This is a genomic window from Nonomuraea pusilla, assembly GCF_900109355.1.
GTDB classification, from domain to species: domain Bacteria; phylum Actinomycetota; class Actinomycetes; order Streptosporangiales; family Streptosporangiaceae; genus Nonomuraea; species Nonomuraea pusilla.
Window position 1 is genome coordinate 494,902 of record NZ_FOBF01000001.1, and the last position, 19,912, is coordinate 514,813.

Consider the following 19,912-nt stretch of genomic DNA (forward strand, 5'->3'; position numbering starts at 1 on the left):
CCGGCCTTCCCCGGTCATCCCGGAGACACACCGGCCGTGCGCCGGGCTGCTTTTTCTGGGCAAGCGTGTAATGATGATTACATGACTGCCAACGATGACGTCACCGCCGAGGTGCGCGGCTGGTTCGCGGGCCGGTTGCCCGAGGGGTGGTTCACCGGGGCGCCGGAGATCTTCAGGGACCGCGAGGAGATCGCGGTGCTCGGCACGCTGCCCGACCCGCCCGCCGACCTCCCCGAGCCCGAGCGCGCCGCGCTGATCGAGGGGCTGGTCAGGAGGTTCAGGGAGGAGACGCGGGAGCGGCGCATCGAGATCGCCGGGGAGGCCGAGCGCAGGTTCCGCCAGAAGGTCTCCTGGGGCGTCGTGTGCGGCGGCGAGGCTGTGATGTTCACCACACTTTCGGTGCCCGTGATGACCCGGTTGCGACAGGCGGAGCGGCAGGTCCTCGACACGCTGGTGGCCGCCGGAGTGGCCAGGAGCCGCAGCGACGCGCTCGCCTGGTGCGTCCGACTCGTCGGCAAGCACACCGACACCTGGCTCGCCGAGTTGCGCGACGCGCTCCAGCACGTCGACCGGATTCGCGCCTCCGGGCCCGACGTCAATTCCTGAGAGCAGCCAGCGGAAACGGTCGTTGGAATGGACTAAACCACTGTGGAAATTGGTTTAGACCATGGCTTTCGGAGTAAACACCGGACTCGGTGGCTTTCTTTTAAAACCTGCGCGCCTGGGTAGGCTCCCCCAATCGTCGTGGCCGCCTGCCTGCGACGACGGCGTCAGGCCGACAGGTCTACGCCAATTGGCTTTTACGCCGTGTCGTCGTTGATGATGTCTTGGCCGCGGAGAGAGTGGAGGAGTCCCTGCCGTGTCCGTTTCTGTGGAAGTTCCCGCCCCGACGACCAATCGTGAATTGGCTTCGTGGGTGAACCGGATAGCCGCCCTGACCCAGCCCGACAGGATCGAGTGGTGCGACGGCTCCGAGGAGGAGTGGACGCGTCTGACCAACCTCCTCGTCGAACAGGGCACGCTCACGCGCCTGGCCGCCAGGCCGAACAGCTTCTACGCCAAGTCGGACCCGTCGGACGTCGCCAGGGTCGAGGACCGCACGTTCATCTGCTCCGAACGCGAGGAGGACGCGGGCCCGACCAACAACTGGATCGCGCCCGACGAGATGCGCCGGACCTTCGGCGAGCTGTTCAAGGGCTGCATGCGGGGCCGCACCATGTACGTGGTGCCGTTCTGCATGGGCCCGCTGGGCGGCGAGATCTCGCAGGTCGGTGTGGAGATCACCGACTCCCCGTACGTCGCGGTCTCCATGCGGATCATGACCCGCATGGGCGAGCGGGCGCTGCGCCTGATCGAGCAGCGCGGCGACTTCGTCAAGGCCGTCCACTCGGTGGGCGCCCCGCTGGCGCCCGGCCAGAAGGACGTGCCGTGGCCGTGCAGCTCCACGAAGTACATCAGCCACTTCCCCGAGACGCGCGAGATCTGGTCGTACGGCTCGGGCTACGGCGGCAACGCCCTGCTGGGCAAGAAGTGCTACGCCCTGCGCATCGCCAGCGTCATGGCCCGTGACGAGGGCTGGATGGCCGAGCACATGCTCATCCTGAAGCTCACGCCGCCGGCCGGCGAGGCGCGCTACGTCGCCGCCGCGTTCCCGAGCGCCTGCGGCAAGACGAACCTCGCCATGCTCCAGCCGACGATCCCCGGCTGGAAGGTGGAGACGATCGGCGACGACATCGCCTGGATGCGCTACGGCGACGACGGCCGCCTCTACGCGATCAACCCCGAGGCCGGCTTCTTCGGCGTCGCGCCCGGCACCGGCGAGGTCACGAACGCCAACGCCGTGAAGACCCTCTGGGGCAACAGCATCTTCACGAACGTCGCCCTCACCGACGACGGCGACGTGTGGTGGGAGGGCCTCACCGAGGAGCCGCCCGCGCACCTCACCGACTGGAAGGGCCGTTCCTGGACGCCCGACAGCGAAGAGCCCGCCGCCCACCCGAACGCGCGTTTCACCACGCCTGCCGCCCAGTGCCCGACCATCGCGCCGGAGTGGCAGGACCCGAAGGGCGTGCCCATCTCGGCGATCCTGTTCGGCGGCCGCCGCGCGACGGCCGTGCCGCTGGTCACGGAGTCGCTGAGCTGGGAGCACGGCGTCTTCCTCGGAGCCAACGTCGCCTCCGAGAAGACCGCCGCCGCCGAGGGCAAGGTCGGCGAGCTGCGGTACGACCCGTTCGCGATGCTGCCGTTCTGCGGCTACAACATGGGCGACTACTTCGCCCACTGGCTGGAGATGGGCCGCCGCGAGGGCGCGAAGCCGCCGCGCATCTACTACGTCAACTGGTTCCGCAAGGGCGCGGACGGCCGGTTCCTCTGGCCGGGGTTCGGCGAGAACAGCCGCGTGCTGAAGTGGATCGTGGACCGGCTCAACGGCGAGGCCAAGGCGGTGCCCACGCCGATCGGCCTGCTGCCGGCCGACCTCGACACGGAGGGCCTCGACCTGTCGGAGGAGGACCTGCGCACGCTGCTGTCCGTCGACCGCGACGTGTGGCGTGAGGAGGCGGCGCGCATCCCGGCCCACTTCGAGACCTTCGGCGACCACCTGCCGAAGCAGCTCTGGGACGAGTACCAGGCGCTGCTCGACCGGCTGGGCTGACCCGCCGCCCGCGTGGCGCGCCCGTCCCCGTGGCGGGTGGCGCCCGGCGCCCCGCGAGCGGTCCCGTCCCGGGGGAGGCTTGAGCGGAGCCTCGCACACGGCCCCGGCGGCCACCCGGCCGCCGGGGCCGTCCTCGTGCCGGGCGGCGCCCCCAGCGGGCCCGCCGGTCGATCCTGCCGCGAACTGGCGCAACTTCCGCCCCAGCCCTAGCGTCTTCTCGGTACGGACCTCTGCGGCCGTACCACGGGGAGGCGTACATGGACTCGGTCCTCTTACTGACGTCGGGGGCGCTGGCGGCCCTGACGATCCTGAACGTCATGGCGATGGTGAGGGAACGCGCCGCGATCCGGGCGGCGGCGGCCGGCGCGCGTCCCCGGGGGCTGGGCGCCTGTGAGGTGGCGTACCTCGCGGGAGGGCCGCGCAGGGTGGCGGTCACGGCGCTCGCGGCGTCGGCGATGTCGGGGACGCTGCGGATGTCGCGCGGGGGCGGCGTGCAGGCCGTCGCGGGCGCGCCGCAGGCGATCGACCCGGTCGAGCGGGAGCTGCTGGGCCGTGTCACGCCCGGTTCGGTCCACCACGCGGGCGCCCTGCGCAGGGAGGTCGCGCGGGGGGAGGCGGTGTACGCGATCAGGACGCGCCTGACGGGGCTCGGGCTGCTCGTCCCCGAGCGCCGTACCGGGACGTGGCACCGCAGGCTGGCGTGGCTGCGCGTGCTGTCGACGCTGGCGCTGATCGTGGGCGCGTTCCAGCTGTTCATGACGCTGGGCGACGGCGGGTGGACGCGGCTGCCCGGACTCGTCCTGGCGGCGGCGACGTTCGTGGGGGGCTGGGTCGCGGCGCGTGTGGGCGGCTCCTGGCTGCCCGGGGCGCTCACCCGCGAGGGCTTGGAGGAGCTGGAGACGATGCGCAGGCTGGTCCCGCCCGGCTCGGCGGGCGCCGCGCCCGCGCTGGCGGTCGCCCTGCACGGGCTGAGCGAGATCCGCGACGCGGACCTGCGGCACGCGCTCGACGCCGGGGCCGTGGCGGGATCGCGGGGACGCCGGTCGAGCTGCGCCGCGGGCAGCTGCGGCGGGGGCGGCGGGAGCTGGGGCTGCGGCGGCGGCCATTCCGGCGGAGGCCACTCGGGTGGCGGCTGCGGCAGCGGGGCGAGCTGCGGCGGCGGCTCGGGCTGCGGGAGCGGCTGCGGCGGCGGCTGCGGCGGCGGAGGGGACTGACATGGCGGGGGAGCCCGCGGGGAGCAGGCTCGGTGTCGGCATCGGGTGGCGGCCCGAGCTGGACCTCACGATCGAGCGGATGGCGGGCGTCGACTTCCTGGAGGTGGTCGCCGAGAACGTCAGGCCGGCGCGCCTGCCCGAGTCGCTGCGGCTGCTGCGGGCCAGGGGCCTGCCGGTGGTGCCGCACGGCGTCGGCCTGGGCGTCGGCGGCGCGGAACCGCCCGGCCCGGCCCGGCTCGCCCACCTGGCGGCCTGCGCGCAGGCGCTGGGCTCGCCGCTGGTGAGCGAGCACCTCGCGTTCGTGCGGGGCGGCGGGCTGGAGGCGGGCCACCTGCTGCCGGTGCCGCGCACCCGCGAGGCGCTGGACGTCGTCACGGCGAACGTGCGCATGGCCCAGGACGCGCTGCCGGTGCCGCTGGCGCTGGAGAACGTGGCCGCCCTGTTCGGCTGGCCCGACGACGAGCTGACCGAGGCCGAGTTCCTGGCGGAGCTGGTGGAGCGTACGGGGGTGCTGCTGCTCGTGGACGTGGCGAACCTCTACGCCAACCAGGTCAACCTGGGGCTGGAGGCGGTGGCCGCGCTGGACGCGCTGCCGTTGGAGCGGCTGGCGTACGTGCACGTCGCGGGCGGGTACGAGCGGCACGGGGTCTGGCACGACACGCACACGACGTCCGTGCCGGAGGCGATGCTGGACCTGCTGACGGAGCTGTGCGCTCGCGTGGAGCCGCCGGGCGTGCTCCTGGAGTGGGACGACCACTACCCGAGCGACGCCGCGCTTGCGGAGGAGCTGGCCAGGGTCAGGTCCGCCATGGCCGGCACCGCGGCCGACGGCACGGGCACCGCGGGCACCACGCCGGGGGAGAGGCGATGACCGCCACCGGGAGCGGGCCGCCCGGCGGCCCTTCGGCCACGTCCGGCGACGGGGCGCGGCAGCGGTTGGCGCGGGCGCAGGCGCGGGTGGTGGCGGCGCTCGTCGCGGGCGCCGCGCCGCCGGAGGGGTTCGACGGGGAGCGGCTGCGGGTGCAGGCGGCGAGCCTGCTCGCCAAGCGGCGTTCGGTGGTGGCGAGGCTGCGCCCGGACGCGGCCGCCGCGGCGGGCCCGCGCCTGGCTGAGCAGTTCGCCGCGTACGCCGGGGCGCGCGAGGCCCCTCCGCCCGGCTACCGGGCCGACGCCGACGACTTCGCCGCCTGGCTGCGCGCCCGCGGGCTCATGCCGCCGGAGCCGCCGGGTGGGCGGAGCTGGTGGCGCCGCCTCCGCTGATCCCGACAAAAGGGACATTTCTCCACGTTTAGCGAACTTTAAGGTGGAAACCGTGTCTATATGGGGGGACTACGCTGTGTGGACGGATCTTACCTAACCGTCACACCCGTCGCATGTACGGACAGCGTCGGCGCACCGTACGAGGTGACCCTGGAGCTGCGCCGGGACGGCGACCCGTACGGCAGCGTGGGCGAGCGGTGCGGCTGGCTGCTCGCGCGGCTGGCGCGCGGCGTCGAGGAGGCCCGCGCGGGCACGGGCGACGCCAGGCGCTGGCCCGATCCCGACGACCGATTTCCCGACGAGGAGCCCGACAGCGAGCTGTTCTCCTTCCGCTACCGTGCCAGGTCGGAGCTGGTGGGCGGCGGCGAGCTGCGCTGCCAGCTCAGGACGATCCCGCTCTGGGTCCCGAGGCGGGGCAGGCGCGGCGAGTGGCGGCTGACCCGCAGGGCGTTCGTGGAGGCGTGGAGCGCCACCGGGGTGGGCCTGCGGGCGGTGCTGACGTCGGCGGAACTGGCGGCGTTCGTCCGCGGCCTGGTCGAGGAGGCGGAGGGCTGCCTGGGCGGCCGTGATCTCGCGAGGAATCCCGTTGAGGGGGCAGGCAGGGGTGAATCGCGGTGATAATTGCCTGTTAGGTCATTCGACCATGGGCACAGCACCGCTGGGGAGGAACTCCGTGGGCCTGCGCGATCTGCTCTACCGGCTGTACGAGCACCGGCTGGAGAGCAAGCTGTCGAAGGACAGCATCCCCCGGCACGTCGGGGTCATCATCGACGGCAACCGGCGCTGGGCGCGCGCCATGGGCATGCGGGACGTGTCGAAGGGCCACCGCAAGGGCGCGGACAAGATCTCGGAGCTGCTCGGCTGGTGCCGTGAGACCGGCGTCGAGGTGGTCACCGTCTGGATGCTGTCGAACGACAACCTGAACCGGCCGAGCGAGGAGCTGGAGCCGCTGCTGCGCATCATCGAGGACGTGGTGCAGGAGCTGGTGGCGGAGGGCTGGCGGATCAGCCCGGTCGGGGCGCTCGACCTGCTGCCGGACCGTACGGCCAATGTCCTGAAAACGGCAAAAGAAGAGTCATCGGACCGTCCGGGCCTGATTGTGAACGTTGCAGTTGGGTATGGAGGAAGACGTGAGATTGCCGATGCGGTGCGCTCACTCCTCCAGGAGCACGCGAGCAAGGGGGCGAGCATCGAGGACCTCGTCGAGGTACTCGATGTGGAGCACATCGCGGAGCATCTCTACACCCGCGGCCAACCCGACCCGGACCTCCTCATCCGTACGTCGGGCGAGCAGCGCCTGTCCGGTTTCATGCTCTGGCAGAGCGCTCATTCCGAGTTCTACTTCCACGAGGCCTACTGGCCGGACTTCCGCAGGGTCGACTTCCTGCGGGCGCTGCGCGACTACGCTGCGAGACACCGACGTTACGGTTCATAGGCCGACAATCGGGCATCTAGGACGTAACGTGGTAAGTGTCCGGCCGCAGGCCGGACACTCCGGAGAGGGCCCGCCTTTGCGCCAACACTTGCCGAGGGGGCCGGAGTCCGGCGCCGCCGGTCGTGTCTGGCCGGGGACGCGGGTCCGGTCCGATTCCCGCCTCGTCTGCAGGGTGCCCGCACCTATGGGCGCCCGGGGGAGAACGTGTGGCTGTGTCCTCGAGCAACCCTTCGACCAAGCCGACCCAGCGTACGTACGTGCTGGACACCAGCGTCCTGCTGGCCGATCCTGCGGCCATGACCCGCTTCGCGGAGCACGACGTGGTCCTTCCGATCGTGGTCATCACGGAGCTGGAAGGGAAGCGGCACCACCCAGAGCTTGGCTACTTCGCGAGGAAGGCCCTGCGCTACCTCGACGACCTGCGGATCCAGTACGGCAGGCTGGACGAGCCGATGCCCACGGGCGAGGGCACGATCAGGGTCGAGCTCAACCACAGCGACCCCTCGATCCTGCCGGTCGGGTTCCGTCTCGGTGACAACGACACGCGCATCCTGACCGTGGCCCGCTCGCTGGCCGCCGAGGGCCGCGACGTCGTCCTCGTCTCGAAGGACCTCCCGATGCGGGTCAAGGCCGCCTCGATCGGCCTGGCCGCCGAGGAGTACCGCGCCGAGCTCGTGGTGGAGTCGGGCTGGACCGGCATGGCCGAGATGCAGGTCACGACCGAGGACGTCGAGACGCTGTTCGAGCACGGCACGGCCGAGCTGGAGGAGGCCAGGGACCTGCCCACGCACACGGGCCTGCGGCTGCTGTCGGCGAAGGGCTCGGCCCTCGGCCGGGTGCTCCCCGACAAGTCGGTGCGGCTGGTGCGCGGCGACCGCGAGGTGTTCGGGCTGCACGGGCGCTCCGCCGAGCAGCGCATCGCGCTCGACCTCCTCATGGACCCCGAGATCGGCATCGTGTCGCTGGGCGGCAGGGCCGGCACCGGCAAGTCCGCGCTGGCCCTCTGCGCGGGCCTGGAGGCCGTGCTGGAGCGGCGCCAGCACCGCAAGGTGGTCGTCTTCCGCCCCCTGTACGCCGTGGGCGGCCAGGAGCTCGGCTACCTGCCGGGCAGCGAGGGCGAGAAGATGGGCCCCTGGGCGCAGGCGGTCTACGACACGCTGGGCGCGGTCACCTCGCCGGAGGTCATCGACGAGGTGCTCGACCGCGGCATGCTGGAGGTGCTGCCGCTCACCCACATCCGCGGCCGTTCGCTGCACGACGCGTTCGTGATCGTGGACGAGGCGCAGTCGCTGGAGCGCGGGGTGCTGCTGACCGTGCTGAGCCGGGTGGGCGCCAACTCCCGCGTGGTGCTCACGCACGACATCGCCCAGCGCGACAACCTGCGGGTCGGCAGGCACGACGGCGTGGTCGCGGTGGTGGAGAAGCTGAAGGGCCACCCGCTGTTCGCGCACGTCACGCTCACCAGGTCGGAGCGTTCGCCGATCGCCGCGCTGGTGACGGAGATGCTGGAGGACATCACCCTCTAGCTCACTTGAGGTCGCCGCAGATGTACCGCCCCTCCGACGTGGGGGGGCGGTCGTCGTTCTCCCGGACGATTTTGACTTCCTCGAAGGCGGCGTCCTGCTGGGCGGTGCAGACGATCTGCGCCTTGCCGAGCTTGCTCAGCGTGCCCTCGCCCTTGATGTAGACCGTCAGGGTGGAGGTGCGGGGGAGCTGGACCTCGTCGCGCGTGATCGGGTTGAGCGAGTCCTTGATCCGCACCAGGGCGAACCCGCGGAGCGCGGTGTCGCGCCCGTCGGTCAGCGGCTCGGTCGAGGCGGCGAACAGGGCGCCGAGCAGGCTGCCGACCGTGTTGTTTCCGACGTCGGCGGGTTCCTTCGTCAGCTCGCCGTTCCTGATGAGGAAGATCGTCTTGGACGGCGGCGGAACGTGGATGGTGGGGGCGGCGCCCCTGTCCTCCACGTCGGTGGGCGAGATGCCGCAGGCCGACAGCCCGGCGAGCGTGGCGCAGAGCGCGGCGGCGGTGAGGAGCGTGCGCGGTCTCATGTGTGCGGCAGCCAGACCGTGAACAGGGTGCCGGGGTTCTGCCTGCGCACCGAGACCGTGCCGCCGTGGAGCTGGACGTTCGCCCTGGCGATGGACAGCCCGAGCCCGCTGCCCTGGCTGCGGGCCCGGCCGGCGCCCGCCTTGAAGAACCGGTCGAAGACGTGGGCCAGCGCCTCCTGCGGGATGCCCTGGCCGTGGTCGCGCACCTTCACCTCCAGCCCGTTGACGGTGGCCCTGGCGTTGACGAGCACCGGCGGCCCGCCGTGCTTCAGCGCGTTGCCGACGAGGTTGGCCACGATGACGTCGAACCTCCTCGGGTCCAGGTTGGCGACCAGGCTCTCGGGGGCGTTGACCCGCACCTGGTCGCTCCAGCCGCGCACCTCCAGGCAGTCCTGGACGGCGTCGGCCACGTTCACCGGCTCCAGGTTGAGCGTCGCGGTGCCGGCGTCGAAGCGGCTGATCTCGATCAGGTGCTCGACCAGCTCGCGCAGCCGCTCGATCTCGTGCAGCACCAGCCGCACCGCCTCGGCGGGCTCCTCCGGCAGCCTGGACGCCTCGTCGTGGAGCATGTCGGCGACGGCCGTCATCGCGGTGAGCGGGGTGCGCAGCTCGTGCGAGACGTCCGCGACGAACCTGCGCGACATGGCTTCGAGCGAGCGCAGCTCCGACACGCTGAGTTCGAGCGCCGCCGCCGCGTCGTTGAACCTGGAGGTGAGCTCGGCCAGCTCGTCCTGACCGTGCACGGGCAGGCGGGTGTCCAGTCTGCCCTGGCCGAGCGCCTGGGCGGCGGCGCTGAGGCGTCTGACCGGCAGCAGCACCTGCCGGGCCGACAGCAGCGCGACGATCAGCGCGATCAGCACGATGGCCACGCCGGCCTGGGCGAGCGTGCTCCTCAGCGTCGCGAGCTGCTGCTCGTCGTCGCGCATCGGGAAGAACACGAACGTCCGCAGCCCGGTGGCCTGGGGCGCGCGTTCGGTGTCGCGGTAGACCTCGGCGCCGACGATGAGCCACAGCTCGTTCTTGACCACCTTGCGCTGCGTGACGAGGCTCTGCTTCGCCCTGCCGTACAGCTCGTTGGGGACGTCGCTCATCGTCATGGGCCCGTCGGCGGCGATGAGGGTGCCGTATTCGACGAGGACGCTGCGGCCGGGGCCCGCGAGCGCGGCGGCCACCTGGCCGAGCTCCTTGGTGGTGGGGGGCGCCTCGCCCTTCTGCAGCTTGCCGACGGGGAACGTGATGCGGGTCAGCTCCCTGGTGACGAGGTCGACGGCCGACTTCTCCTCGCGGCTGACCAGCGCGGTCTTGGCGAGTTCGTACCCGATGGTGGCGACGAGGAGGGAGGCGGTGACGGCGACCAGCGTGAAGGTGATGACCAGGCGGGCGCGCAGGCCCGTGGGGAGGGGGATCACGCCGGGATCACGGAGGGCTGAACCGGTAGCCGAACCCGCGGACGGTGTGGATGAACACCGGTTCGGCCGGGCGCGGCTCGATCTTCGCGCGCACCCGCTGGACGCAGGCGTCCACGAGGCGGGAGTCGGCGACGTGGGTGTGGTCCCAGACGGCGCGCAGCAGGTAGCGGCGGTTGAGCACCTGGCCGGGGTGGCGGACGAGCTCCAGCAGGAGGCGCAGCTCGGTCGGCGTCAGGTGGATCTCCTTGTCGGCCAGCGTGACCTTGAGGGCGCCCCGGTCGATCACGAGGTCGCCGAAGGCGATGCGGTCGGAGGAGGCCGACTCGGCCCTGCGCAGGATCGCGCGGATGCGCGCGTCCAGCACGCGTGGTTCGACCGGCTTGACCACGTAGTCGTCGGCGCCCGCCTCCAGGCCGACGACGACGTCCAGGTCGTCGCCGCGCGCGGTCAGCAGGATGACGGGGAGCTGGTCGAGTTTGCGCACCCGGCGGCACACCTCGACGCCGTCGATGCCGGGGAGCATCACGTCGAGGATCGCGATCTCGGGGCGCCGGGCCCTGATGTGGTCGAGGGCCTCCTCGCCGGTGGCGTAGGACGTGACGGAATGGCCCTGGCGCGTCAGCGCCAGTTCGAGCGCTGTCCGCACGGAGGGGTCGTCTTCGACAAGGAGGATGCCAGCCACGCGCACATTATTATTCCATGTACTGAATATCCGGGTTGTGTCATCAAACTGTGACACGCTGCTCATCGGATCCTCAAGAACGCGCGACAGCCTGAAAGCGGCTTCCCTTCGGCTGCGGGCGCCCGAAGGGGAGCCGCTTTATTGTGAGCAAAATCACAACATTAACGAAAGAGCACGCTAACCGGTAGGTTAGCCAAGAGAACGCCAAGCAAATACCGCGTTCAGGTTGCGCACCACCCCCCAGGACAGGGCAAGCTCATGGGTCGTGAGCCCACGTCCGCAGTTGAGTGAGCGTCCCGCCAAGGAAGTCCCCCGCTCCGCGCGCAGGACGTCACGTTTCACCGCCAAACGCGTCACGATCGCCGCCCTGTCGGCCGTCGTGGTGCTCGGCGGAGGCGGCTACGTCGCCTACAAGGCCGTCGGCAACGCCAGCAAGCCCCCCGTCGATCCCTTCACGATCGAGGACTTCGGCAAGCTCGCCAGCGGCGACCTCGCGGCGCCCGACCCCGAGACCGACGCGCTCAAGGAGGCCGCGGTCCAGAAGTACCGGGCCGAGCTGCTGAAGAAGGGGCGCGGGGGCAAGGTCAAGGACCTCGACTGGGTCGTGGTCAAGAAGCAGGCGCCCGGCGGCAGCGGCTTCCCGCCGGTCAACTTCCCGCCGGGCAGCGACCCCTCGCCCGGCAGCAACAAGGCCACCGCCAAGGCCATGCTCGCCGCCTTCGGCTTCGGCGCCGACCAGTGGGGCTGCCTCGAACGCCTCTGGCAGAAGGAGAGCGGCTGGAACGAGCGGGCGATGAACCGCTACTCCGGCGCGTACGGCATCCCGCAGTCCCTCCCCGGCAGCAAGATGGCCAGCGCGGGCAGCGACTGGCAGACCAACGCCGCCACCCAGATCAAGTGGGGTCTCGGCTACATCAAGGGCCGTTACGGCACGCCCTGCGGCGCCTGGGGCCACTCTCAGTCCGTGGGATGGTACTAACAGGTCATCTTTCCTTCTGCGATCGGCAAGCCGCGCGGAACCGCGGGAGGCTCCGGCGCACTCTGGCCGCATGGGTGCGAAGGTCAGCGTGATCGTCAGTGTCTGCAACCCGGGTGACAGCGCCGACGCGTGCATCCGCTCCGCCCTGGAGCAGACGATGCCCGCCGACGACTATGAAGTGATCTTCGTGGACGACGGGTCCACGGACGGCATCGCCGAACGGCTCGACACCATCGCCGCCGTGCGCTCCAACGTGCGGGCGATGCACCTGCCGCACAGCGGCTCCCCGCTGCCCGGCCGCAACCTGGGCCTGGCCGCCGCCGCGGGCGACTACGTGCTCTTCCTCGACCAGCGCGACCGCCTGGAGAAGGACGCCCTGGCCCGCATGCACGAGCGGGCCGTGGAGACCGACGCCGACGTCCTGGCCGGCCGCCTGGTCCGCGACTGGGGGCCGCCGCTCGCCGCGTTCGAGCGCAGCACCGGCAGGGCCGACCTGGTCCGCGACCGCCTGCTCGCGCTGCTCGTGCCGCAGCAGCTCTACCGGCGCGCCTTCCTGCAGGAGCACGGGCTGGCCTTCCCGGAGTCCGGCGGGCGGCTGGCCGAGCAGGGGTTCGCCCTGCGCGCGTACCTGCAGGCGAAGATCGTCGCCGTGCTGGCCGAGCACGTCTGCTGCCACCTCGGCGAGCGGCCGCCCGTGGAGGAGGAGCCGCGCGCGATCGTCGCCGAACTGCGCGCGCTGCTCGACGACGTCGACGCCTACCTCGGCGAGGGCCGCCAGCGCGACCGCGTCCACGCGCACTGGCTGCGCGCTGCGGTGCTGCGCCCCCTCGTCACCAGCAGGTTCGCCGACTCCTCCATCGACAGGGGACGGCACTTCAGGCTCGTGCAGGAGCTCATGGCCGAACGCTTCCCCGAGCGGCTCGACCGGTACCTGCCCGTGCAGCTGCGCGCCGTGGCGGCGTTCGTCCGGGCCGGGCGGCTCGACCAGGTCGTCATGCTGGCCAACTCCACCCGGCGCGCGGGCCTGCGCGCCGACCTCGCCGAGGTGCGGTGGGACGCCCACATCCTCGTGCTCGGCCTCAGCGTCGAGGTCGTGGACGGCGACGGCAGGCCCGACAGGTACCGCGTGGACGGCGACCGCCTGCACTGGATCCCGCCGCGCTCCGTGGACGACGAGCTGCTGCCCGGCGAGGTCACCGACGTCACCGCCGCCGTCGAGCGGGCCCGCGTCGAGGTGTACGTGCGCCACGCCGACACCGGCGAGGTGCACTTCCTGCCGGTGGCGCAGGAGGTCGAGCGCGTCGACGCGGGCCGGGGCCGGGCCCGCGTCAGGATCAGGGGCGAGATCAGGCTGGACGTGACGTCCGCCGCCGTCGGCGAGCCGCTGCGGGCCGGGCACTGGGAGGTGCACGTCCGCATGTTCGGCGGCGGCAACCAGGCGAGGAGCCGCGTCAGCAGGCAGGAGGGCCCGCTCAACTGCCTCGGCGTGCTCGCGCAGCGGCCCAGGGCGCGTCTGGTCGTGCCCTGCTGGAGCGACGCGGGCGAGCTCGGCCTGGTCGTCGAGCCGCGCTCGTTCGCCGAGTCCATCGCGCTGGTGTCGCCGGGGGTGGCGGTCAAACGGCTCGACGGGCACGTCTACGTCGTGCTGCCGGTGCCGTACGTGCCGCCGAGCGGCGGGCCCCCGCTGGAGCTGGTGCTGCGCTCCACGGGGCGGCGGGCCCGCGAGGTGACGGCTCCCGCGCTGGTCGAACCCGGCGTCCCCGGCAGGATCGCCGGGCAGCTCGTCGCCAGGACGCCCGTCAAGCGCATGTCGCCGGGCAAGGACGACCTGGGCCCAGGCGTCTGGGCGGCGGCGCTGCGCACCGAGCAGGAGGAGGTGTGGCTGCGGTTCGGGCTGGAGGTGCGCAAGGGCCGGGTCGAGGCGCGGCCGGCCGCCGCCCTGGACCTCGTGCCGGACTCCGGCGAGAGCTCGCCGCTGGCCGTCGCGCTCGGCCCCGACACGGTGGCGCGCCGGCTGGTGCGCCGCATGCCCGGCGCCAGGCGCCTGGTGCGCCTGGCGCGCGCGGGCAAGCGCAGATACCTCAGCTGACCCACTCCTCCAGCTCGGCGAACGCGTCCCTGAAGGCGGGCAGCATCGGCTTGAGCCTGCCGGGGTAGACGTCCACGAGGCTGTCGAGGTGGTTGCCGCCCTCGATCCGGTGGTAGCGGAACGGGCGGTGCGGCCCGACCATCCGGGCGTAGACGTCCGAGTCGCGGGAGATCGGCAGCAGCGTGTCGAGTGTGCCGTGGATGGTGATCAGCGGCTTGGTGATCCTGCCGGTCAACGCGATCCTGGCCATGGCGGCGTACGGCTTGCGGGCGTCGTAGTCGTAGTCGGCAGGGGCGCCCGTGTACTCCGGGTCGAGCTCCTTCTGGTAGAGCTGCTGCGTCAGCTCCCAGTAGTACTGCCGGTGGAACGGCCACAGGAACTCGGAGCCCTCGGCGAACCCGGCCGCGCGCACGCCCGCCTCGTCCGGGTAGGCCTTGAGCGCCTGCGGCAGGTAGTTCAGCAGGTTGTCGCCCTTGAGCCGCCAGAGCGTGCCCTCCCAGTCCACGCCGCCGTCGTACAGCCAGCCCCGGTTCTCCAGCTGCCACCTGACGAGGTAGCCGCCGTTGGAGATGCCCGCGACGAACGTGCGCTCGGGCCGCTTGCCGTAGTGGCGGGCGGCGGCGGCCTTGGCTGCCACCGTGAGCTGGGTGACGCGCTCGTTCCACTCGGCGATGGCGTCGCCCGGCAGCCGGCCGTCGGTGTGGAAGCCGACTCCGGTGTTGCCCTTGTCGGTCGCCGCGAACGCGTACCCCTTGGACAGCACCCAGTCGGAGATCGTGAAGTCGTTGGCGTACTGCTTCCTGTTGCCGGGCGTGCCGGTGATCACCAGGCCGCCGTTCCACCGGTCGGGGAACCTGATGACGAACTGGGCGTCGTGGTTCCAGCCGTGGGTGGCGTTGGTGGTGGAGGTGTCGGGGAAGTAGCCGTCGATCTGCACGCCGGGCACGCCGGTCGGGTTGACCGTGGCGGCCGAGTGCAGCCCGGCCCAGTCGGCGGGGTCGGTGTGGCCCGTCCTGGCGGTGCCCGCGGTGGTGAGGTCGTCGAGCCTGGCGCTGACGGCCAGCTCGGCGCCTGGCACGGCGGGCCCGTCCGCCTGCGCGGGCGCCGCCTGTAACGGGGTGAGCAGCGTCGCGACGAGGGTGAGCGCGGCCAGCATCACGCCGCCCCGAGGTGCTCGGCCAGCAGCCGGCCGAACTCGGCCGGGTGCTCCAGGTGCGGGCTGTGGCCGCAGTCCTCGATGACGGCCTCGCGGTAGGCGCCGTACCGGTCGAGCGCGGCCCGCGTCTGGGTCACCATGGGCTGGGCGGGCGTGCCGGGCGAGCCGGGCACGACGCCGATCGCGCCCAGGTGCGCCAGGTCGAACAGGGACGTGTCCGACACGATCACGTCGTCGGCGCCTCTGATCCACAGGATGGGCGGCTTGGGGTCGATCTCGTGCAGGTCGTCCAGGCGGAAGTGGGTGGGGGCGAGGGCGTTGAGCACGCCCTGCTTCCCGGGGGCCACCCCGGGCCACGCGGGGGAGGTCGCGGCGTCGCCCGGATAGTTCCCGTCGCCGGTACGGGTCGTCAGCATCGCCTTGACGTAGTGGTCCTCGTCCGCGACGTCCGGGTTCTTGACGTAGGTGGTGCGGAAGACCACGCGCGGCGACGTGGGCGACTCGTCCGACAGGTCGCCCGCCGCGAGCCTGGCCACGAAGTCGGGGTTGGCCGCCCCCGCCCCGGAGCCGGCGCCGTCGGGGTGGGTGAGCGTGCCGTCAGGGCCCTCGGTGCCGCCGAACCCGTACGGCGAGACCGGGTTGACCAGGGTGACGCTCCTGACGAGCTCCGGGTGGTCGCGCAGCAGCTGCAGGACGACGCCGCCGCCCATGCTCCAGCCGACCAGGTGCACGCCCTCCAGGTCGAGCGCGGCGACCAGCTCGGCCAGGTCGTCGGAGTAGTCGCGCAGGCCCCGCGTGGCGTCCACCGGCTCGGGGTCGGTGTCGCCGAAGCCGCGCAGGTCGGCGGCGAGCGGGCGGTAGCGCTCCGGCAGGGCGGCCATGGCGTCGCGCCAGAAGGCGGCGGAGGAGACGTTGCCGTGGACGAACAGCACGGGCTCGCCCGCCGTGCGGCCCTCGACCGTCACGACGTTCTGGGTGAGCCGGGGGGTGGTGACCTTCATCAGGCGTGGGTCCTTTCGGCCAGGTCGCGGCCCTGGGTCTCGCGGGCGGCGTAGACGGCCCCCAGCGTGAGCACCGCGGCCAGACCAAGGTAGAGGGAGATGGGCAGGGCGCTGGAGTACGACTGCAGCAGCGCGGTCGCGATGACGGGGGCCAGCGCGCCGGCGACGATCGCGGAGAGCTGGGCGCCGATCGACACGCCGGTGTAGCGCATCCTGGTGCCGAACAGCTCGGAGAAGAAGGCGGCCTGCGGGCCGTACATCATGCCGTGGAAGAGCAGGCCGACCGTGACGGCGAGGGTGATGGCCAGGAAGTTGCCGGTCTGCACCAGCGGGAAGAAGGCGAAGATCCAGACGCCGACCCCGGCGGCCCCGGCGAGGTAGATCGGGCGGCGGCCGATCCTGTCGGACAGCGCGCCCCACATCGGGATCGTGGCGAAGTGGATGGCCGACGCGATGAGCACCGCCTCCAGCACCGTCGAGTTGTCGATCTTGTTGGCCTTGGCGTAGGTGATGACGAACACCGTCAGCAGGTAGAACGAGATGTTCTCCGCCAGGCGCGCGCCGATGGCGATGACGACGTCCTTGGTGTGGTGGCGCAGCACGCCGACGATGGGCGCCTTCTCCATCGGCTCGGCCTGCTGGAACACCGGCGACTCGGTGATCGACAGCCGGATCCACAGGCCGATCAGCACCAGCACGCCCGACAGCAGGAACGGCACCCGCCAGCCCCAGGCGACGAACGCCTCCTCGGACTGCCAGGCGGCCAGCATCGTCAGCACGCCGGTCGCGAGCAGGTTCCCGCCCGGGGCGCCCGCCTGCGGCCAGGAGGCCCAGAAGCCGCGGCGCTCCGCCGAGCCGTGCTCGGAGACGATCAGCACCGCGCCGCCCCACTCGCCGCCCAGCGCGAAGCCCTGCACGAGCCGCAGCGTGGTCAGCAGCAGCGGGGCCGCCGCGCCGACGCTCGCGTGCGTCGGGAGGCAGCCGATGAGGAACGTCGCGGCGCCCATCATGAGCAGGCTGACCACGAGGAGCGTCTTGCGGCCGACCCGGTCGCCGAAGTGGCCGAAGACCAGGCCACCGAGCGGGCGGGCGACGAAGCCGACCGCGTACGTGAGGAAGGCCAGCAGCGTGCCGGTCAGGGGGTCGGACTCGGGGAAGAAGAGCTTGTTGAACACGAGCGCGGCTGCCGAGCCGTACAGGAAGAAGTCGTACCACTCGATGGTGGTGCCGACCAGGCTGGCGGCGACGATCTTCTTGATGGAAGTGGCCATGCCGGTCACGGTAAGGAGTGACCGGCGTCACTCATATGGGGTCGTCACCCACACTCTAGGGGATGGATGTGTGGCCGAGCCGGTGCAGGCGCAGCGCGAGCTGGATCTCCAGCGCCCGCTCGGGCTCCAGCCAGCCGTCGCCGAGCAGCTTGCCGATGCGGTCGAGCCGCTGCGTGACGGTGTTGACGTGGATGTGCATCGCCTCGGCCGTACGCGACGGCGACGCGCCGGAGCCGAAGTAGGCCGCCAGCGTCTCCGCCAGCGCGGTGCCCCTGCGCGCGTCGTAGTCGATGACCGGGCCGAGCACCGTATGGACGAAGCCGCGCACGTCGCGGCCGTCGCCCACGAGCAGCCCGACGAAGCCCAGCTCGGCCGGGCTCGCGCCGTCGCCGGCCCGCCCCAGCGCGACGAGCGCCTCGGCGCACCTGCGCGCCTCCCTGTACGCCTCCGCGACGCCGGGCCCGGACACCCGCGACGCGCCCGCCGTGGCGGGGACCTGCAGCGACGCGCTCAGCTCCGCCGCCACCCGCTGCGCGACGGCCCCGGCGTTCTCCCCGGGCAGCAGCAGCACCACCTCGCCGGCACGGCCCGCCGCCAGGCCGTGCCGCATCGCCGCCTGCGACGACGCCCAGAAAGCCGCCCGCTCGCGCTGCCCGTCGTGCCGCACCACCACCAGGACGTGCGGTGCGCCCAGGTCGACGCCCAGCCTGCGGGCCCGGTCGACCAGGCCGGGGGAGCCCGGCCTGGCGATGAGGTCGTCCAGCAGCTCGCCGCGGACCCGGCCCTCCGCCTCGGCCACGCTCCTGCGGAACAGCAGCAGCAGCGCGCACACCAGCGCGGCGCGCTCCAGGATGCGCTCGTCGGCGTCGTCGCTGCGCAGGATCAGCGTGCACAGCGGCTCGCCACCGACGTCCACCGAGGCGATCAGCAGGTCGCCCCTGCGCACCGTGCGCCCGAGCGCCCTCGACGCCTGCGCCGCGTCGAACACGCCGGCGTCGAGCTCGCCCACGTCGCCCGTGATCGGTTTGCCCAGGTCGTCGAGCACGGCCAGCGACCCGCCGAGCACGTCCGTCGCCACGGCGGCGACGTCCTCGATGCCGCCGCCGCGCAGCACGACCGACGTCATCCTGTCGTGCGCCAGCGCGGCCCGCTCGACCGCCTCGCCGTGCGCCCTCGCCGTGCGGTGCGCGTGCGACAGCTCCTCCAGCGCGTTCCTGGTCTCCTGCAGCAGCCTGGCGTTGTCGATCGCGATGGCGGCGTGCGCGGCCAGGCTGGCCAGCAGCGAGACCTCCTCCTGGTGGAAGGGCCTGGCGCTGCGGTTGGCGGCCAGCAGCACGCCGATCACCCGCTGCCCGAGCCGCAGCGGCACGCCGAGGATGGCGACGAGGCCCTCCTCCTCGACGGCCTCGTCGATGTGCTCCTTGTGCCGGAAACGGGCGTCGGCGAAGTAGTCGGCCGTCGCGTACGGCACCGCCGTCTGCGCCACCAGGCCGCCCAGCCCGGCCCCCATGGCCAGCCGCAACGCCCTGAACTTGGCCGAGATCGACCCGTCGGTGACCCGCATGTACGTGTCGCCCTGCTCGGGGTCGTGCAGCGTCAGGTACGCGATGTCGGCCGCCAGGAGCTGCCTGGCCCGCCGGACGATCGCCTCCAGCACGGCGTCCAGGTCGCGCAGCGCCGCGAGGTCGCCGGCGGTGTCGTACAGCGCCGACAGTTCGGCCTCGCGCCTGGCTCTGCGCCGCAGCAGCGCGCGCACCTTCAGCGCCTCGACCTTGGCCTTCTCCAGCTCCTCGATGGCCGCCGGGTCGGCGCCCTCGGCCCTGGCCTGGATGATCGGCCCCTCGAACTCGACCGCGGACGCCTCCCTGGCCAGCAGTTCGAGGAAGCGACGCACCACTACCGCGCCGTCCAGCCGCCGTCCACGGGCAGGGAGACGCCGGTGATGAACGACCCGTTCGGCCCGCACAGGTACGCGACCAGCTCGGCCACCTCCTCCGGCTCGATGAGCCGCTTGACGGCCGCCCGCTCCAGCATGATCGTCTCCACGACCTCGTCCGGGGCGATGCCGTGGGCCTTCGCCTGGTCGGCGATCTGCCCCTCGACCAGCTCCGTGCGGACGTACCCGGGGCAGACGCAGGTGGACGTCACGCCGTGCGCCGCCCCCTCCAGCGCCAGCACCTTCGACAGGCCCTCCAGCGCGTGCTTGGCCGTGACGTAGGCCGCCTTGTACGGCGACGCCCGCAGCCCGTGCACCGACGAGATGTTCACGAACCGCCCCCAGCCCCTCGCGTACATGCCGGGCAGCACCCTGCGCGCGATCAGGAACGGCGCCTCGACCATCACCCTCATCATCGCCGAGAACACCTCGGGAGGGAACTCCTCGATGGGCGCGACGTGCTGGAACCCGGCGTTGTTCACGACGATGTCGACCGGCTCGTCGGGCAGCGCCGCGGCGAACCCCGGATCGGCCAGGTCGGCCACCACGGCCGCCCCGCCGATCTCCGCGGCGACCTTCTCCGCCGCCTCGGCCCGCCTGTCGACCACCAGCACCCTCGCGCCCGCCGCGGCCAGCCGCCTGGCGCACGCCGCCCCGATGCCGCCCCCGGCCCCCGTCACCAGCGCGGTACGCCCTGTCAGGTCCTTCGCCATACCCAGACCCTAAGCGCTCGCCGCTCCGGCGAGCATGGGCGACACCGACATAGATCTTGGTCCTGGTA

The 19,912-nt window shown here is 72.2% G+C and carries 18 protein-coding genes; 10 read left to right on the forward strand and 8 right to left on the reverse strand.

The window, feature by feature from the left end:
• Window positions 1-81 precede the first annotated feature (81 nt).
• The 8 genes from BMX74_RS02190 to BMX74_RS02220 all read left to right on the forward strand — a co-directional run bounded on the left by BMX74_RS02190 (window position 82) and on the right by BMX74_RS02220 (window position 8,088).
• Window positions 82-606 carry a hypothetical protein gene (locus BMX74_RS02190; RefSeq protein WP_055508221.1) on the forward strand — a complete coding sequence of 175 codons (525 nt, stop codon included), beginning with the start codon at window positions 82-84 and terminating at the stop codon, window positions 604-606.
• Window positions 607-859: 253 nt separating this feature from the next.
• A complete protein-coding gene (locus BMX74_RS02195) occupies window positions 860-2,653 on the forward strand; it encodes a phosphoenolpyruvate carboxykinase (GTP) (protein ID WP_091097847.1) in 1,794 nt (597 codons plus the stop codon).
• 257 nt (window positions 2,654-2,910) lie between these two features.
• Window positions 2,911-3,867 (forward strand): TIGR04222 domain-containing membrane protein, encoded by a 957-nt coding sequence (locus BMX74_RS02200; protein WP_091097849.1) that lies wholly within the window; start codon window positions 2,911-2,913, stop codon window positions 3,865-3,867.
• Between the two features lies 1 nt (window position 3,868).
• The gene (locus tag BMX74_RS02205; protein ID WP_177227160.1) at window positions 3,869-4,738 is read left to right on the forward strand and encodes an MbnB/TglH/ChrH family RiPP precursor modification enzyme; all 870 of its coding nucleotides are present in this window, start codon (window positions 3,869-3,871) and stop codon (window positions 4,736-4,738) included.
• Entirely contained in the window at window positions 4,735-5,127 is a 393-nt protein-coding gene (locus BMX74_RS43735) for an SCO6045 C-terminal-like domain-containing protein (protein ID WP_177227161.1), read from the forward strand. The genes BMX74_RS02205 and BMX74_RS43735 overlap by 4 nt, the downstream gene beginning before the upstream one ends.
• A gap of 144 nt (window positions 5,128-5,271) precedes the next feature.
• Window positions 5,272-5,745: a hypothetical protein gene (locus tag BMX74_RS02210; RefSeq protein ID WP_236715083.1), complete on the forward strand. Its 474-nt coding sequence runs from the start codon at window positions 5,272-5,274 to the stop codon at window positions 5,743-5,745.
• Window positions 5,746-5,800: 55 nt separating this feature from the next.
• Complete coding sequence (locus BMX74_RS02215; protein WP_055508232.1) at window positions 5,801-6,562, forward strand: isoprenyl transferase; 762 nt, start codon at window positions 5,801-5,803, stop codon at window positions 6,560-6,562.
• Between the two features lie 206 nt (window positions 6,563-6,768).
• Entirely contained in the window at window positions 6,769-8,088 is a 1,320-nt protein-coding gene (locus BMX74_RS02220; protein ID WP_055508234.1) for a PhoH family protein, read from the forward strand.
• A gap of 1 nt (window position 8,089) precedes the next feature.
• Here BMX74_RS02220 and BMX74_RS02225 read toward each other — a convergent pair whose 3' ends face one another.
• Genes BMX74_RS02225 through BMX74_RS02235 form a run of 3 tightly spaced genes read right to left on the reverse strand, consistent with a single transcriptional unit; the run spans window position 8,090 to window position 10,699 of the window.
• Window positions 8,090-8,608 carry a hypothetical protein gene (locus tag BMX74_RS02225; protein WP_055508236.1) on the reverse strand — a complete coding sequence of 173 codons (519 nt, stop codon included), beginning with the start codon at window positions 8,606-8,608 and terminating at the stop codon, window positions 8,090-8,092.
• Window positions 8,605-10,017 (reverse strand): sensor histidine kinase, encoded by a 1,413-nt coding sequence (locus BMX74_RS02230; RefSeq protein ID WP_055508238.1) that lies wholly within the window; start codon window positions 10,015-10,017, stop codon window positions 8,605-8,607. Before BMX74_RS02230 ends, BMX74_RS02225 begins: the two co-directional genes overlap by 4 nt.
• Before the next feature lie 7 nt (window positions 10,018-10,024).
• Window positions 10,025-10,699: a response regulator transcription factor gene (locus tag BMX74_RS02235; protein ID WP_055508641.1), complete on the reverse strand. Its 675-nt coding sequence runs from the start codon at window positions 10,697-10,699 to the stop codon at window positions 10,025-10,027.
• A gap of 265 nt (window positions 10,700-10,964) precedes the next feature.
• Here BMX74_RS02235 and BMX74_RS02240 point away from each other — a divergent pair, with 265 nt between their 5' ends.
• Window positions 10,965-11,678, forward strand: coding sequence for an aggregation-promoting factor C-terminal-like domain-containing protein (locus tag BMX74_RS02240; RefSeq protein ID WP_055508240.1), 714 nt, complete (start codon window positions 10,965-10,967; stop codon window positions 11,676-11,678).
• A 70-nt stretch (window positions 11,679-11,748) separates the two neighbouring features.
• Window positions 11,749-13,767, forward strand: coding sequence for a glycosyltransferase (locus BMX74_RS02245; protein WP_091097854.1), 2,019 nt, complete (start codon window positions 11,749-11,751; stop codon window positions 13,765-13,767).
• Here the strand turns inward: BMX74_RS02245 and BMX74_RS02250 are convergent.
• From BMX74_RS02250 to BMX74_RS02270, 5 genes are read right to left on the reverse strand one after another with little or no spacing between them, the layout of a single operon-like run.
• Entirely contained in the window at window positions 13,760-14,923 is a 1,164-nt protein-coding gene (locus BMX74_RS02250; protein ID WP_091098083.1) for an alpha/beta hydrolase family protein, read from the reverse strand. The genes BMX74_RS02245 and BMX74_RS02250 overlap by 8 nt on opposite strands.
• Entirely contained in the window at window positions 14,923-15,924 is a 1,002-nt protein-coding gene (locus BMX74_RS02255) for an alpha/beta fold hydrolase (RefSeq protein ID WP_091097857.1), read from the reverse strand. Before BMX74_RS02255 ends, BMX74_RS02250 begins: the two co-directional genes overlap by 1 nt.
• Window positions 15,924-17,195, reverse strand: a complete 1,272-nt coding sequence (locus tag BMX74_RS02260; RefSeq protein WP_055508645.1) for an MFS transporter — start codon at window positions 17,193-17,195, stop codon at window positions 15,924-15,926. The genes BMX74_RS02255 and BMX74_RS02260 overlap by 1 nt, the downstream gene beginning before the upstream one ends.
• 55 nt (window positions 17,196-17,250) lie before the next feature.
• Window positions 17,251-19,092, reverse strand: coding sequence for a helix-turn-helix domain-containing protein (locus BMX74_RS02265; RefSeq protein ID WP_236715084.1), 1,842 nt, complete (start codon window positions 19,090-19,092; stop codon window positions 17,251-17,253).
• The gene (locus tag BMX74_RS02270; protein ID WP_055508246.1) at window positions 19,092-19,844 is read right to left on the reverse strand and encodes a 3-hydroxybutyrate dehydrogenase; all 753 of its coding nucleotides are present in this window, start codon (window positions 19,842-19,844) and stop codon (window positions 19,092-19,094) included. The genes BMX74_RS02265 and BMX74_RS02270 overlap by 1 nt, the downstream gene beginning before the upstream one ends.
• Window positions 19,845-19,912: the final 68 nt, after the last annotated feature.